Genomic DNA, 14,685 nt, shown 5'->3' on the forward strand with positions numbered 1-14,685 from the left:
GTGTGGCCGAGAAGCTGCACGCAGCGGCAAGTTCACCACATCAAGATATCTAGCCGCTCCACCTGAGGCAATCCTGCGCCCAGGCGCGCACGCCTCTACACACGGCCTAGGCGAGCCGCTTACTTTGCAATCATTCGTGTACTCCATTGCACGAGCATCGACAGCACTAGCGCGATGCCGAAAGCGATGCTGATGCCTTGGATAGGCAGCAGCACGGTGAGCGTCAGACAGAACGCGGCAAATGAGAATCGGCCGAGTACCATCCCTCGCAGCAACGAAACAACAAATTCTGAACCGTGAGCACGGTGCGATGATACCGACAGGATGCTTCCGAGCAGTGGAAAGACCGCGAGCAAGCCACTCCACTTCGGCCCAACCGCGGCAGCTAGGTAGGTGACCACCAACGTGAGCAGAGCACCCAGGACCATTCGCATCGCCAAGTCTCGACGTCGAAGCGGTAGTCCCCGTGCTTCAACCGTGCTGCACGGAAGGAATCGCTGACCGATTACGACTGCCGTAAACGCTACGCCGATGCACCACGGCAGCGTAGTGGGCAGTTTGGCCAGCGCAGATGCGACCAAGAGCCAGCAGACCATGGCCAGCGCAAAAGCGGTCGGCCATCTCGCCGTTCGGCAAGCCCACGCATAAGCGAAGTTGAACGCTTCAGAAGCGCAGATTGCGGACACAGAAAGCCGCTTTTTACTGCCGCGCCCTGCGAAGAACAAACGGCACGACAGCCTGGAAAACGCAATCAGAGGAACGTCAATCATACGCTTCGCCACTCCGGCTCCAAAAGATGATGAAGCATGGAACAGGGATAGTTGAAACATCGTTAGATGTTGGTGGGAATGCCTGCGCCGGACCGCACTGCAGCTTAGATAGTTGACTCTTTCACGCAACGGCATTTGCACGAGACGCAGAGGCTCAATTGGTCTTCCATCGCATCGATAGATTTTCAAACCCGGGCCAACGAATTCGTCTCAATCTTCGGCATCCTTCGTAGAACAACGAATCAGTTTACGAATAGCCGACGGTCAATTCCTCCGTCGAGAGGCCTGGCGCTACGAAAAAAAGTCCGTGACTGTTCGGTACCCGACCAAACATACGATTCAAACTTGAAGTTCTGGCACACGTGACATTAAATCGTCTTCAACCCCGAACTGAGCAGGCTAAGAACCAGCTACGTCGAGGCAGGTACCACTCCGTATAGTTGAAGCGACTCGCCGCGTTATCGCATCCACTATGCCCCGACAATCCTCGTCAGTGAGGCGCCGCCGTGAACGAACGAACAACTTTCGAGTTTGAAGTACTTAATGATGACTCAATGGAAGCAAACAACCTGGCCACATCTTTGCAGGAAGCACTCAATGAATCGTCGTCTGGTGTTGACGTCTCCCGTACGAGACCACCTGGCTCGACATCCCTAGACCCGGGTACGGTTTTAGTTGCCGTCATTGCGACAAAGGCAGCTTTTGAACTAGCCAAGGGTGTACGCGAGTGGCTTAGCAAGCACCAACAGGCAACAATTTCGATTGAACGAAAAGGCGAAAAGATAAAGGTGACGGGTGCCAGTTCATCGCAATTGGCTGAGTTGGTAGACCGACTTTTCAACTCGTCCAAGTGAGAAAGACATGAACCAATACTGGACGGCCATCTTGCTTGGAGCACAGGACTTCAACAAGGTTCCGGATTACCGTATTGGACGCGTGTTTGTTAATTCGTCAACCGCCTTCAAAAAATATTTGCTCGATAGTACTGGCGGACTTGGAATTGAAGAATCAAACATTCTCGACCTCTTTGGCAGCTTATCCAACGCGACCACACAGCTTTCCCTAATACGTGAGCATCTCGCGAAAGCAAAACTAGCAGCGAGCGGGTTCGCTCGGACGAACCTCATAGTATATTACGTTGGCCATGGTCTTCCGGACTTTTCAAATCGAACCCAAGAATTGACGTTGGCCATTGAAGACACTGAAGCGGCGGCGCCATTCCGCACGTCGCTGAGAATGAACCTTCTGGCTACCGAGCTGAAAGAGGGCGCTCGTCATTTTAGACGATATGTCGTGCTAGATTGCTGTTACGCTGGAGATGCTGCAATACCTTTCGCGCCACAGTCGGCGATGCCGTCTTTCACTCAAAAGAAAATCGAATCTGCATTTTTTTCGGCAGAAATCGACGAAGACCAAGATGACCCACGCAGGGGTACTGGGATTCTCGCGGCTTCCGACGCGAGAACTGCAGCAATTGCAAAAGAAACGGAAACTTATACCCGGTTTTCAGAAGCATTATTACGCGTATTGAGCACCGGTCACGCGAATTTGGCGCAATCTTTGACACTGAGTGACATCTGTGACCTTACTTGGTCTTATTTGAGAATTAATGCCGAAAATCCCCATCCGTTTCTAAGCGCCCCGGACGCCCCAGAAGGGGACATTACAACAAAAGTGAGCATTTTCCCGAATGCAGCTATCCGTCAAAACGAAGTTGACGCGAAAGGCAACCGCAATCCGTCCGGCTCGATTAAAATTGTCCATATGAGTGACCTGCACTTCGGTGCTCCTCGGCAATCAAGCGCGTGGAAGGGACTCGTCAATTATCTCAGAACACTCTCGCCATCTTTAATTCTGGCTACCGGCGATATTGCAGATACGCCGACTTTGAAAGACCTGACTCGCGCAAAAAAGGAGTTAATCGAACTCGGGATTCCTTTTAAGGTTTGCGCCGGAAATACCGACCGCCACAACTCCGGACGCTTACCACGAAAACTGACTCAAGGAAAAGCGGCATCTGGCAGGAAGTCGCCTAAACTTAAAAAGGCATCGTTTGATGAGATTTTCAAACAACACGTCGTCGTCCACGGTGAGCCATGGTCTGAGAGCTTCCGCCAGTGCGACTACCGCTGGAAACTCGGTATCATTTCTGTCGAGACCAGTCGGGATTCGAAGAAATGCAGGCAAGGTTCTCTGGACAGTGAGGAACTCACCGCGCTAGTAAGCGCTGGAGGAAAAGTCGAGGACGACATCGATATTTGCATCGCGCTTCAGCATCATCAGCTGCTGCCGATTGCAGAGCTTCAGGTTAAAAGCGCAAGCGCTAAGGGCCCTGCAGAAGCCTCGCACCCTATGATGCCTAATGCAGGCGTGCTCCTTGACGCACTGACGGAGGCAAAGGTCGACCTGCTACTGCACGGCCATGAGCACCGTTCGTTTGCGGCGCGCTTTACAACTGTGAGCCATAAACGGCATGAAGTAACCATCCTCTCGGCGGGCTCCGCAACCGGAGCTTCCGAGTTTGAGCCGTGCAAAGCAACCAACGGCTCGTTCAACGTCATTGACCTGCGGCCAGATGGGACTGTGTGGTTGGAAAGTCATACATGCATGGCGGGCAATCGTTGGGAGAGAAATCAAGAGACTGTTTCGGAGATTTTTTCCTATCGGGATATGCGGCGAATCAAGCTTGGGCGTTCGCACACAGGAGTACCAACAGGAAAAATCCTCAAAAAGATTGAGTTCACCGCGACCCGAGACATACGAGTCAGAGAGGTAAGGACGCCATGCTACGCGAAATCGGGAACCTTCCGGCACGAAGTATTCAATAGTACGGGAACGCCGACCTGTAATGGAATTACTATCGAGTGGGAGGATGGAGTCGTACCTCAGTTTTTACAGCCCCAATATCAAAAGGTTAAAGGGACGCCTCACTTATGGCGCTTTGAAGTTCCTTTGCCTCGAAGGGCATCGAAAATTACAATAGATATGATTTGGGAATCAGGTTGTCTTCTTACAGCTGACGACTCAAAATTATTCGACGCTCAACTCCTGGGTCCCGAACGAATAGACGGCAATGAATTCGTTGCCGCGCGAGTAGAAGAAGGCCTCGAAGAACTGACCATCATTCTACGCGTACCTGAAAAGGTCGCGCCGGACGTAGATTCAATGGAGATTATTGCGGATAAATATCCGGACTGGCGTGACAACTCAGAGCGGACACACCCGACCAGTCCTCCGACTCGTCTTCGGCCTGTGGAGATGGCGAAAGGAAGTTATGTATTTACTATTCCCTTTCCTTTTACTAGCATGATATACGGACTTGCGTGGACGCTTCCTCGTGTCGCACGTAATATGCAGACCTTTGACGAATTCCGGCAGGTCGTGAAGAGCTTCGGTAAAGCACTTCTCGAGGCATTTGAGAAGGGACTAGCGCCGGAGTTCAAGGATTTCGCTTCATTGGGACTCTACAGGTCAGAAGGCAAGCTTTGGGAGTTGGCTGCACACGTTCGCGGCTTCGACGCTGCGTCGCCGCCAAGGGGAACTGCTGCAGTAAGCAACGCCAGGAGCGTCTACCGTTTCTGTTGGTGGGGTCGGACAGCACTCTCTTTGCGGAGTGATTCAGGGGATGATAGTAATGAAGACCTCGACCAAGACGAAGTAGCGGTTATCGCTGTACCGATTCGCCCCCCGGGCGCGGAGGATATCTTCGAACCGCCAGGAATGCTCCGAATTGGATTCCGAAAAAATTTGAAGATAAAAAATGAAGAAGACTTGCAGAAGTCAATGTCAGAGTCGGCAGTTTTTCTGTTAAATGAGTTTCTACAACTGAGGAGACAGGTACAATGTTAGTCATTTTTGAAAACAATGGGAAATGGCGTATTTCTGGGGCGCCATCGCATGATTCACGTTTAAAGCCAGAGGAGCCAGCATCATGTCCGGTCGGATTTATTGAGAAGACTGGGCAGCTTATTCCGAGCGCCTCTGATACGCCGGAGTCTTTAGGGAACTCCGATGAGACGCAGCATAATTAGGAAGAACAGTTCTGTACGACTGGTGCGCTAACCGAGTCTGGCTTCCAGAACGCAGAAATGAGGTCAGACTTGCTAGTGCATTGTGGGTGAGCGCGGGCGTTGCCGTTCCCGTTCCCTGTCATCGTGTTGATAGACATCGACAGTTGGTGAACACGGGAGTCTAGGAGGCAATCGCTTGCATTACGAATACCTATACTCGACGTCGAGCTCTAACACTCATCGAACCGTTACTGCCCCCTTCCAGACTACGGCGCGACCATTACCTAAGGCGCAAACTGCTTGATAATCGAGCGGCGCTCACCGGCATCCTCTTCGTCTTGCAGACCGGCCTGTGTTGGGACTTTCTTCCTCGCGAGATGGTTTGTGGAAGCGGCATAGGTCGCTGGCGTCGCCGGCGTGATTGGCAAGAGGCAGGCGTCTGGGACGAGTTCACGACTTGCTGCTTGCGCAGCTGCGCCGCCGACCACATCGACTAGTCTCGGGTCATCGTCGACTCCTCTTCCGTGCTGTGGGCTCAGGTTCAAAAACGGGACCGAATCCCACAAACCGCGCGCGACCCGGTTCAAAGCACCACCTCATCACCAAGGCGCAAAGCATCCAGCTCGCGGTGATAATACTGACGCGCGTCAACCGCAACAACGTCACTTTCAAGCACTGGTCAAGGCTTTTCCGCCCGTCAGCGCAAGCCTGGCAGACCGCTATCGAAGGCTCGGGTCGTTCAGGGCGGCCGAGGCTACGAGTACGACAAACATCGACGTCCGTTGCATGCAGCGGGCATTGTCACGGAAATTGCTCGGCGCGGTCAATCCACGGCGTCCTTAGTTGTCGCTCACGCGAAGTCGACATCGAATGAAAGCACGAAAACGCACCACTTGCCGGTCGTAGGTGCCTTGAATAGCAACTCTTTTGCGCGCTGCCAACTCAGGTCGGGTCGTTGAACCCGTTGCGCCGTGAGAGATTTAACACGGGAACGCAGCCTCATGAGCATGGCCCGCGTTCGTCCGACGTCCACTTTGACAGGTGTGCCGACGGCACAACCTGAGTAAGCCATACGCCGTTATCGGAGCATTGTACGGCTCGAATACGCTGGCTGCCATCCGGCAGACGCGTGACGGCGGTTATCGGCTTGATGTCGAGGTTGGAGTCTCGTCAATCCTCTATCGGAAGCTTTAGCACTTGGCAATCTCTCATAGCCGTCACCTATGTAATGGGCCTCTCATTGAGCTATACCTTGACGTCACGAAATCGGAAGGTGTAACTCAAATGCTTAACTTTACCGACGAACAAATAGCTCTGAATGAACTCCGCAACGCTGCGTACCATGAAGCGGGTCACAAGATGCTTTATGAGCGCTTTGGCGGTGCGGGTGACGCAGTCGTCTGGCGACACCAGAGCGGAAATCCCGAGGAGACTGCGTGGATTGGACAGTCGTCCTCGCACCTGTCCAGAGGCGATGCACAAGATGGCGACGACGCAGGGGGCACCGCTCCCGACTTGCCCACCAATTGGACGGTACTGGTCGGTATGGGAGGCCTGTTAGCCGAGACAATCGTAAGCGGCGAGACGGACGATATCGACGTTATGGCTCACATTCTGTCCTTTAGAATCTAGAGCGGCGCCTCTGACTTGGCGCTGCTGGACGTTGTGGACGTCGAGCACTGTGGCCTGAGCTACGAAGCCGTCGAGGTTGCGTTCGGCTTCTGCGCAAAGGTTGGTCACTCGTAGAGCAAGAAGAATATCTTATTGCAACGTGCCTCGTGCCTCGTGAGTGCGAGTCGCGATTGAGCAGAACTCTCTCTAATGGCCCGAGGGACTTAATTCGGCGTACATCGCCTGAGGCAACAGTACAACGCCGAAGCCATCGCTAAAATTCCGTCTCGCTCACACCCGACCGACCTGTGCATCTTGGCGGCAAGACACTGCATAGGTGATTAGCAATTCTTGCGGGCACTGCGACTCGACTTGTGGTTTTAGCTCCGTTGCGCGATGAGAGATTTGACAAGAAAGCACAGGTTCACGACTCTGGCCTGCCTGCGTCCGATTTCAACTGAGACAGGTATGCCGGAGGCACTACCTCGGTCAGCCACACTCCGTTATCCGAACGAGTGAACTCGTACCCGTCGGCATGCTTGACTTTTTTTATCGCGAGATACTGGAGCGGCGTGGCGCCGCCAAGGGCCTCTGACGGAGTCGTGAAAAACTCCCACCTGCTCAAACCGGATGTATCAACGAGCCTACGTACGACCTTCGCGAAGTCGTTGCGATGAATCATTGCGGAGAGAAAGAATGCGGGGATGTACAACGCACCTTCGAGCTCAACGCTAAAGACTTTCCTTGAAGCGACGGATTTGTTCAGTTTCTTCTGCGTGACATCTGCAACCGCAAGGAAGTCGTCCATAGGCAGCAACTTCCCCTGACGCACAAGCTCGTGACGTGGAAGGTTTGCCGACCGGCTCTGTATCGCTTCCTCGTTCTCGGGTGTTCGCAGTTTCGATTTACGGCTTAAGCGCTTGCCTAGATTCGCGTCCTCATCATGCATCGATGAGAGGTCTATGTTCAGAATCGTCGACACGCCAATGACTTCCCATAGTCGCTTCTTAACCATGCGTCCGAGCTCCTCGTTGGGGATGTCGAGAAGTGCCATGGCGCCACAGGGTTCGCCAAGACCGCAGCGACGGCCGCACGATGAATCACATAGTCTGTCCGCGCGCGCTGTGCTTCTTCCGGTGAAAGCGTATCTCCTCTCTGACGAGAAGGGCGTGGCATCTTTGCCCCTGCAAACGTTCTTCGATTCATGGCGGAAGGAGCTAATTGGAGAGCGGTGTCGTTCTGGTGATACTGAAGAACGTCGAACTTAGGGCTTTGAACTCTGCGGCTGCCGTCAGTGCGCGCTCCACTTCCTCGCGCATCAAAAGTCGTAACGGCGTGAGACCTCCGAGTGATTCTGATGGCGTCGTGAAGAATTTCCATTTACTCCAACCGGTTGAGTCACCCAAGCACTGAGCGACCTTCGAGAAATCCTTGCGGCCGACTAGCTTCGATAAGGCAAAAGCTGGGTAGTACTGGTCAGACTCGAATTCCACGGTGAACACTCTGAACGACGCGACGTCTTCGCTTAGTTCTTGCTCAGTGATGCCAGCGGCTTTGCAAAAGTCCTCAGCCGGTAGCAGCCTTCCTTGTAGTACAAGGGAGTACCGCTCTATGTTGGCCGACGAGGCATTGGTCAAACCGGGGAATTCCGATGCTCGACGGTTGGTCAAGCGGCCTCGCTTCTCATCTTCCTCACGAGTGGAGCTTAGGTCCAAGCTCGCCAACGTAGCGGTGCCAATTGCTTGGATGAGGTGTGCTTTGAAAAGACGGCCAACCTCCGCATCGGACAGGAAAAGACTTGCTTCAGCGCCTGTTGGGTCCGACAGCATCGCCGCAACGGCGGCATTGCGCATGACATGTCGCGCATCAGTGCTCGTATTACTTACGGACCGCGGCATATCCATCCCTATGTGTTGCTTCTTCAAACTTACCAGTGCAGGACTCCATGACTTCTGACGACAGGCCACGTGCTTTCGAGATGAGCTTGTTCAGGTGCCGGCCGCAGATTTCGAATCTCGCTTCGTTCTCACCCGTTTTCGAAGCTCAGTACTTTCACCAACCGCGGTCTCTTAACAAACCGACCGAATGCGACGGGCGAACACCGTCTTGTCTCTCCGTCGGTGGTCGAATACCAGTAGTGCACGACGTCCTTATCGTTGCTCTCGGCATCCTGCCACAACGCGCTTACTCGACAGAGCGTAATGGAAGCGTCAGCTTTATTGCGAGCCAACAGGTGAACTGAAAAGCTGACTTCGCCAAGTTGCAGTAACAGCTGTATCAGCGCCTCGGCACCGTCCACCACCCAACCATTAGCGCTCGCGCAGTCCTCACCGCGAGAGGAGGCCACGACAAAGAAGTTCGGCGTAAGGTCCGTCCATCCAACGCAGCGCCACGCAAGAAGTGGCTGCATGAGCCTCTTCTTTATGGGATGTGGCTCTTCCCAACTGCTGTCAGTAAATAGCATGACACCGGCCAAAAAGTTTTAAAGGTTGAGTCCGTCGACCGCATTCGCTGCTTTTTTTAGAGACGTTTTTGTTGGAATGACCTCAGCAAACGCGCGCATCGGGCGCGTCGACACTATCGGCCCTTTGCTGTTGGTCGGGACCGCCACCAATTCTACGAATTACGTAGAGATTCAACAAGTAAATTCTACGATATTCGTAGAATGAAAAAACAGCAGCCAGCGTCTCTATTTGGCCGCCGGCTTCGGAGTGCTCGGCGCCATGCGGATATTCCACAGGATAAATTGGGCGTCCAGATTGGACTTGATGAACATACTGCGAGCGCGCGAATTAGCCGCTATGAAACTGGCGTGCACGAGCCGCCTTTTGAAATCGCAGTGAAGCTCGCCAAGGTGCTGCAAGTGCCGGCGGCATATTTCTACTGTGAGGACGAGGACCTTGCCGAAGTAGTGCTCGTCTGGGGCCGGCTTCCGAAGGCGGAGCGTAAGCACATCAGAAAGCTGTTCGACTCGACGCTCACTGGCAGTCTCGCAAAATGAAGTGGTGTCCGAGACGCAGTTGCTTGGACCACACGCCTGCAACCGTCGCACGTAGACACTTTTGCGCGCAACTTCGCTTCTCTGGACCGCTGCTTCGGGCGTTTCTAGCGTTACATATAGCCGAACGTCGCGTTGCGCCGCGCTGCAAGTCCCTGACGCGATGGGTCATTTTCCGTGCGCGGTGTCGGGCGGTGATTGATGGGTGGTATCGTCGCCCAGTCTCAAGTGAGGGCGAAATTGTGACTTGGGCACAAACTTCGGGTCTCCCGATGGAGGCACCTTCGAACGCCGGTATGCTGCGTGGTGTGCAGCACGTTTTGTCAGTTGACTCGCCGCTGCTCGGCGCTTGCCGGCATCATGAAATTGTAAGCTTGCGCAGAACAGCGACATCTGAAGTCGAGTGAGAACGTCGCTCGTGTTGGAAATCGACCGATGTCTACGGATGGACCGTCTAATGCTCTTCCGGGGGCCAAGGGGCGAACAACCCTCGTCGTGTGATGGTTTAGCAAAGTGAATGCAGTTCCGCATCATGAACTGATGCAGTTTGGTGCCGACGGCGAGACTCGAACTCGCACAGCTTGCGCCACTACCCCCTCAAGATAGCGTGTCTACCAATTTCACCACGTCGGCATTTTTCTTCATTCAGCATGCACCGGAAGTCACGCTTCGGAAAGGCTCGCCAGTCAAGGCGCAGGCCTTGCTCTGTAAGGTGCACCAAAAGGATGTTTAGATAAGAACCCGCACGCCTCGCGGCGCTACCCCCTCAAGATAGTGCGTCTACCAATTCCGCCACCTGGGCAAAGGGGACCGAATTGTAGCGGGAAAATCAAAAATTGCGAAGTGCCTTTTCATCCCGGCACCACTACTACAATAACCACCAGAGCAAGCGTCACGTCCGATTCGCCTGAATAATCCTCTCGCTTCGCCCACATCGGGAGCGTCCATGTTCGGCAACACCTTGCATATCGAAGTCGGACCAGACTGGGAAGTGCACGTCGCCACCGAGAGCTGGCTCGTCGCGACACTGCTGGTGGCCGCGCTGCTGTTGGCGATTCTGCTTGCGAGCGTGATCTGCTACTACGTCACGCGCTCGATCATGCTTCTGATCGTCAGCCGGCTCGCACGCAAGGAAGGGCGCAAGTGGCTGGTCGCGGCGGAGCGTCATCGGGTGTTTCACCGGCTCGCGCCGCTCGTACCTGCCGCAATCGTCTATGCATCGGCGCCGCTGCTCTCCGGTCTCACGTTCCCGATCATCCCCGCACTCGGGCGGCCCCTGGCCATCCTTGCCGCCTGTTACATGGTCTACACGCTCGTGCGCGCGGCGCTCGCGTTGCGCGACAGCATCGACGAGCGCTACAGCCATTTCCCCTCCGCGAGCGAGCGGCCCATCAAGAGCTTTCTGCAAATCGCGACCATCGTCGTGTATCTGGTCGCGCTGATCGCGGTGGTGTCGCTGGTGCTGGAGCGCTCGCCGCTTTATCTGCTCACCGGGCTTTCGGCCATCACTGCGCTGCTCATCATCATCTTTCGCGACTCGCTCCTAGGCTTCGTCGCCAGCATTCAGCTCGCGGCCTACGACATGCTGCGCGTGGGCGACTGGATCGAAGTGCCGGGATATGTCGCCGATGGCATCGTGGTCGATATCGCGTTGAACACGATCAAGGTGCGCAACTTCGACAACACGATCGTCATGCTGCCGAGCCAGCTCCTTCTGACGAACAGCGTGAAGAACTGGCGCGGCATGATCGCGTCCGGCGCGCGACGTCTGCGCCACGCGATTCACTTCGACGCGGACACGATCCGCTTCCCCGACGATGCTTTGCTCGCGCGTCTGCGCGAAGCCATCGAACGACCGCTCGCGTTGCCCGAAGGCGAGCGCCGCACGAACCTCGGCTTGTACAGGCTCTATCTCAGCGGATACTTCCGTGAGCATCCGGCCGTGCGCCGCGACATGCCGCTCGTGATTCGACACGTGCAGTCGGCGATGCCCATCGTCGCGCTGGAGATCTGCGTGTTCATCGACGAGATACGTTGGGAGCGATATGAGAGTCTGCAGTCGGACATGCTCGATCACGCGTATGGCGTCGTGCCGCTGTTCGGCCTGCGCTGCTGGCAGCGCGATCGCGCTGCGCCGACGACCTCATGATGGCGACGGGACTGGCGACACGGGCTCGACACGATTCTTCGGGACCGCTTTCAACGGAGCGAGCACGCGCCGCGCGTCGTCGAGTTCCTTCTTCATCTCGTCGATGAGCCATCGCGCCACCGCGCGCGTGCTCTCCGAAGGCGTCGACGAACGATATTCGAGCACGTAATTGCAGCCCGTTTCGATATAGCGATCCCACGCGGGAATCACCTTGCCCTCGTTGAGCGGCGCCGCGATCGCGAGCAGCCAGCCAAGCACGACGCCTTGGCCGAGCATCGCGCATTGCACGGCGAGTCCGGGGTCAGTGTGATGCACCGCTTCGCCGATGCCCTTGTCGGAGAGCCCCGTCGCCCGATGAAAATCCGCCCATGACAGCGTGGTCACGTCGAGATGAATGTAAGCGTGTCCTTCGGCGCTCCTCGGCGCATCGAGCCGGCCGGTCTCGGCAAGATAGTTCGGACTACAGACAGGAACGATGATCTCGGGACACAGCAAAAGCGGGTCCTTGTCCGAACCCGGACCATGCAGGCGTATGCCGAGGTCCGCATCTTCGAGCGGTCCGTACAGGCGTCCTGCCATCACCTGCAAGCGCAGATTGATGCAGGGAAACGCACGGCGGAAAGCGGCATAACGCGGCAGCAGCCACAAAGCGGCGAAACCGCTTGCGAGCGATAGCGTGACGATCTCGCCTTGCGCATGATCGCGCTTGAGTTCATCGATGGTATCGCCGATCTGCCCGAAGCCGGATGCGACGGCGTGCTGCAATGTTGCACCGCGATCGGTCAGGGTTAGCCCTAGCTTCGTACGCTCGAAGAGTTTGAAGCCGAGCGCGTCTTCAAGCCGCGCCACCATGCGGCTCACCGCGACGGGCGTCACGTTGAGTTCGCCGGCAGCCTTGGTGAAGCTCAACAGCCGCGCGGATGTTTCGAATACGAGCAACGCCTGAAGCGAAGGAAGTCGCAGACTCATACAACACCATGTTATGGGGCATGCATCGATTTGTAATTTGACGGCGCATATTGACCTCCTTACCTTGAGTCCGACGTCACTTCATCTCGCAGGCCATGACTACTGCTTCGTCGGACCCGTTGCTTCAGCCGTTCACTCTCAAGCATCTCGTGCTCAGGAACCGTGTGATGAGCACGAGTCACGCAAGCCGTCTGACACGCGACGAATTCCCGCAGGAGGTCTATCAACGGTATCACGAGGAAAAGGCGAAAGGGGGTATCGCGCTGACGATGTTCGGCGGGTCGTCGAACGTCAGCATCGACAGTCCGAACACGTTCCAGCAGATCAACGTCGGAACCGATGCCGTGGTGCCGCATCTGCGGCGCTTCTCCGATCGCATCCATACGCACGGCGCGGCGCTGATGTGCCAGATCACGCATCTCGGGCGGCGCGGTGATGCGTACACGGAACCCTGGCTGCCGATGATCGCGCCATCGCCCGTGCGCGAAACGCTGCACCGCGCCATGCCGCAGGCGATCCATGACGCGGACATCAAACGCGTGATCCGCGACTTCGGCATCGCGGCGAAGCGTTGCCGAGATGGCGGGCTCGACGGCATCGAAACACATGCGGGCGGTCATCTCATCGGTCAGTTCATGGACCCGACCGTGAACCTGCGCACCGACAAATACGGCGGCTCGACGGCCAATCGCGTGCGCTTCGCGATCGAGATTCACGAGGAGATTCGCAAGCAGGTGAGCGATGACTTCATCGTCGGCTTTCGCTTCGCGCTCGAAGACGGATGCAGCTTCGAGGAAGGGCTGGAGATGTCGCGCATTCTGCAGGGCACGGGTCTCTTCGATTTCTTCAACGTCACGTTCGGGCGCATGGACACGAAGATGTCGCTCGCGGTCAATTCCATGCCGGGGATGTTCGTGCCGTCCGCGCCGTGGCTGCCGAAAGCCGCCGCATTCAAGCGCGCGGTCGATCTGCCCGTGTTTCACGCAGCGAAGATCGCCGATCTCGCCACCGCGCGCTACGCGATCCGCGAAGGCCTGCTCGACATGGTCGGCATGACGCGCGCGCATATCGCAGAGCCGCATCTCGTGAAGCTCGTCGAAGCGGGCAAGGAGGACGAGGCGCGGCCGTGCGTCGGCGCATCGTTCTGCCGCAATTTCCGCGCGACGTGTATCCATAATCCGGCGACATCGCGCGAGACGTATCTCACGCATGACCTGCCCGAAGCCGCGCACAAGAAGCGCGTGCTCATCGTCGGCGCGGGACCGGCGGGCCTCGAAGCCGCACGTGTGTGCGCGACGCGCGGCCATCATGTCACCGTGCTCGAAGCGAACTCGACGGCGGGCGGACAGATGCTGCTGGCGGCGACAGGAAGCTGGCGGCGCGATCTCATCGGCATCGTGGACTGGCGCGTGTCGCAGCTCGAAAAACTCGGCGTCGATGTGCGCTACAACCACTATGCCGAATTGAGCGATGTGCTCGATCATGGCGCGGATGTCGTCATCATCGCGACAGGCGGCCTGCCGAATCTCGATGCGTTGCCTGGCGGCGAGCTGTGCAAGTCGGTATTCGATGCGCTCACTGAAACGCCGCCGCGCGCAGGCAGCGTGCTCGTGTACGACGGCACCGGGCGGCACAACGCGTATCTGTGCGCGGAGCGTTATGTCGATGCGGGCCTCGATGTATCGCTTGCGCTCATCGACAGCATGCCGGCACAGGAAACCGGCGGACGCGGCGACGATCAGGTGTGGATGCGCAATATCGCGCGCTGGGACGTGCCCGTGCGCACCAACATCGAGCTGATCGAAGTGAGCGCGGCCGATAACGGCAAGCGCCGCGCCGTGTTCCGTCATCATCTGACGAACGATCTCGTGGAGATGGAAGCGGATCATGTCGTGGTCGAGCGCGGCATGCTCGCGGTCGATGATCTTTTCGAAGCGACGCGCATGTATTCCGTCAACGACGGCTACACCGATCTCGAAGCGTTCGCCACGGGCAAGCCGCAGCCCGAAGCGCAAGAGGGCGAAGAAGGACAGTTCCGTCTTTACCGTATCGGCGACGCGAGCGCGTCGCGCGATATTCACACGGCCATCTACGACGCCTACCGGCTATGTCAGACGCTGTGAAGGCCCGTTGCATCGTATTCGCCATAACATCCGCCATAACGACATGACCGAGCGA

At 56.5% G+C, this 14,685-nt stretch carries 11 protein-coding genes, 1 tRNA gene and 1 pseudogene; 7 read left to right on the top strand and 6 right to left on the bottom strand.

Going from position 1 to position 14,685, the window contains the following annotated elements; translation table 11 throughout:
• Positions 1-119 precede the first annotated feature (119 nt).
• Positions 120-770: a hypothetical protein gene (locus IAG25_RS21415; protein ID WP_187606643.1), complete on the bottom strand. Its 651-nt coding sequence runs from the start codon at positions 768-770 to the stop codon at positions 120-122.
• Between the two features lie 506 nt (positions 771-1,276).
• Here IAG25_RS21415 and IAG25_RS21420 point away from each other — a divergent pair.
• The 4 genes and pseudogenes from IAG25_RS21420 (at position 1,277) to IAG25_RS21435 (ending at position 6,412) form a co-directional block, all read left to right on the top strand.
• On the top strand, positions 1,277-1,624 hold the full coding sequence (locus IAG25_RS21420) for an effector-associated constant component EACC1 (protein WP_187606644.1): 348 nt from the start codon (positions 1,277-1,279) through the stop codon (positions 1,622-1,624).
• 7 nt (positions 1,625-1,631) lie between these two features.
• A complete protein-coding gene (locus tag IAG25_RS21425) occupies positions 1,632-4,619 on the top strand; it encodes a metallophosphoesterase family protein (protein WP_187606645.1) in 2,988 nt (995 codons plus the stop codon).
• A 368-nt stretch (positions 4,620-4,987) separates the two neighbouring features.
• Positions 4,988-5,619: pseudogene (locus IAG25_RS21430) on the top strand (transposase); the annotation flags it as partial.
• A gap of 445 nt (positions 5,620-6,064) precedes the next feature.
• Positions 6,065-6,412, top strand: coding sequence for a hypothetical protein (locus IAG25_RS21435; RefSeq protein ID WP_187606646.1), 348 nt, complete (start codon positions 6,065-6,067; stop codon positions 6,410-6,412).
• 403 nt (positions 6,413-6,815) lie between these two features.
• Here IAG25_RS21435 and IAG25_RS21440 read toward each other — a convergent pair whose 3' ends face one another.
• The 3 genes from IAG25_RS21440 to IAG25_RS21450 all read right to left on the bottom strand — a co-directional run bounded on the left by IAG25_RS21440 (position 6,816) and on the right by IAG25_RS21450 (position 8,801).
• Positions 6,816-7,445, bottom strand: a complete 630-nt coding sequence (locus tag IAG25_RS21440; RefSeq protein WP_187606647.1) for a hypothetical protein — start codon at positions 7,443-7,445, stop codon at positions 6,816-6,818.
• Positions 7,446-7,608: 163 nt separating this feature from the next.
• Positions 7,609-8,244 (bottom strand): hypothetical protein, encoded by a 636-nt coding sequence (locus IAG25_RS21445; RefSeq protein ID WP_187606648.1) that lies wholly within the window; start codon positions 8,242-8,244, stop codon positions 7,609-7,611.
• 173 nt (positions 8,245-8,417) lie between these two features.
• On the bottom strand, positions 8,418-8,801 hold the full coding sequence (locus tag IAG25_RS21450; protein WP_187606649.1) for a hypothetical protein: 384 nt from the start codon (positions 8,799-8,801) through the stop codon (positions 8,418-8,420).
• 255 nt (positions 8,802-9,056) lie between these two features.
• Here IAG25_RS21450 and IAG25_RS21455 point away from each other — a divergent pair, with 255 nt between their 5' ends.
• Entirely contained in the window at positions 9,057-9,392 is a 336-nt protein-coding gene (locus IAG25_RS21455) for a helix-turn-helix domain-containing protein (RefSeq protein WP_187606650.1), read from the top strand.
• 545 nt (positions 9,393-9,937) lie between these two features.
• On the opposite strand, the gene IAG25_RS21460 is transcribed toward IAG25_RS21455, so the two are convergent.
• Positions 9,938-10,022, bottom strand: a tRNA-Leu gene (locus IAG25_RS21460).
• 313 nt (positions 10,023-10,335) lie between these two features.
• Here IAG25_RS21460 and IAG25_RS21465 point away from each other — a divergent pair.
• Positions 10,336-11,538, top strand: a complete 1,203-nt coding sequence (locus IAG25_RS21465) for a mechanosensitive ion channel family protein (protein WP_187606651.1) — start codon at positions 10,336-10,338, stop codon at positions 11,536-11,538.
• On the opposite strand, the gene IAG25_RS21470 is transcribed toward IAG25_RS21465, so the two are convergent.
• Positions 11,533-12,507 carry a LysR family transcriptional regulator gene (locus IAG25_RS21470; protein ID WP_187606652.1) on the bottom strand — a complete coding sequence of 325 codons (975 nt, stop codon included), beginning with the start codon at positions 12,505-12,507 and terminating at the stop codon, positions 11,533-11,535. The two genes, IAG25_RS21465 and IAG25_RS21470, sit on opposite strands and share 6 nt — an antisense overlap.
• Before the next feature lie 95 nt (positions 12,508-12,602).
• Between IAG25_RS21470 and IAG25_RS21475 the strand changes: the two genes are divergently transcribed.
• Positions 12,603-14,630, top strand: coding sequence for an oxidoreductase (locus IAG25_RS21475; RefSeq protein WP_187606653.1), 2,028 nt, complete (start codon positions 12,603-12,605; stop codon positions 14,628-14,630).
• The last annotated feature ends 55 nt before the right edge of the window (positions 14,631-14,685 follow it).

The sequence above is a fragment of the Caballeronia sp. EK genome, from assembly GCF_014384845.1.
In the GTDB taxonomy this organism is placed as follows: domain Bacteria; phylum Pseudomonadota; class Gammaproteobacteria; order Burkholderiales; family Burkholderiaceae; genus Caballeronia; species Caballeronia jiangsuensis.

What these genes read in the sequence shown, in the direction of transcription:
- IAG25_RS21415 (WP_187606643.1), bottom strand. Translation starts at nt 770, where the DNA reads ATGATTGACGTTCCTCTGATTGCGTTTTCCAGGCTGTCGTGCCGTTTG.
- IAG25_RS21425 (WP_187606645.1), top strand. Translation starts at nt 1,632, where the DNA reads ATGAACCAATACTGGACGGCCATCTTGCTTGGAGCACAGGACTTCAAC.
- IAG25_RS21435 (WP_187606646.1), top strand. Translation starts at nt 6,065, where the DNA reads ATGCTTAACTTTACCGACGAACAAATAGCTCTGAATGAACTCCGCAAC.
- IAG25_RS21440 (WP_187606647.1), bottom strand. Translation starts at nt 7,445, where the DNA reads ATGGCACTTCTCGACATCCCCAACGAGGAGCTCGGACGCATGGTTAAG.
- IAG25_RS21445 (WP_187606648.1), bottom strand. Translation starts at nt 8,244, where the DNA reads ATGCGCAATGCCGCCGTTGCGGCGATGCTGTCGGACCCAACAGGCGCT.
- IAG25_RS21450 (WP_187606649.1), bottom strand. Translation starts at nt 8,801, where the DNA reads ATGCAGCCACTTCTTGCGTGGCGCTGCGTTGGATGGACGGACCTTACG.
- IAG25_RS21455 (WP_187606650.1), top strand. Translation starts at nt 9,057, where the DNA reads ATGAAAAAACAGCAGCCAGCGTCTCTATTTGGCCGCCGGCTTCGGAGT.
- IAG25_RS21465 (WP_187606651.1), top strand. Translation starts at nt 10,336, where the DNA reads ATGTTCGGCAACACCTTGCATATCGAAGTCGGACCAGACTGGGAAGTG.
- IAG25_RS21470 (WP_187606652.1), bottom strand. Translation starts at nt 12,507, where the DNA reads ATGAGTCTGCGACTTCCTTCGCTTCAGGCGTTGCTCGTATTCGAAACA.
- IAG25_RS21475 (WP_187606653.1), top strand. Translation starts at nt 12,603, where the DNA reads ATGACTACTGCTTCGTCGGACCCGTTGCTTCAGCCGTTCACTCTCAAG.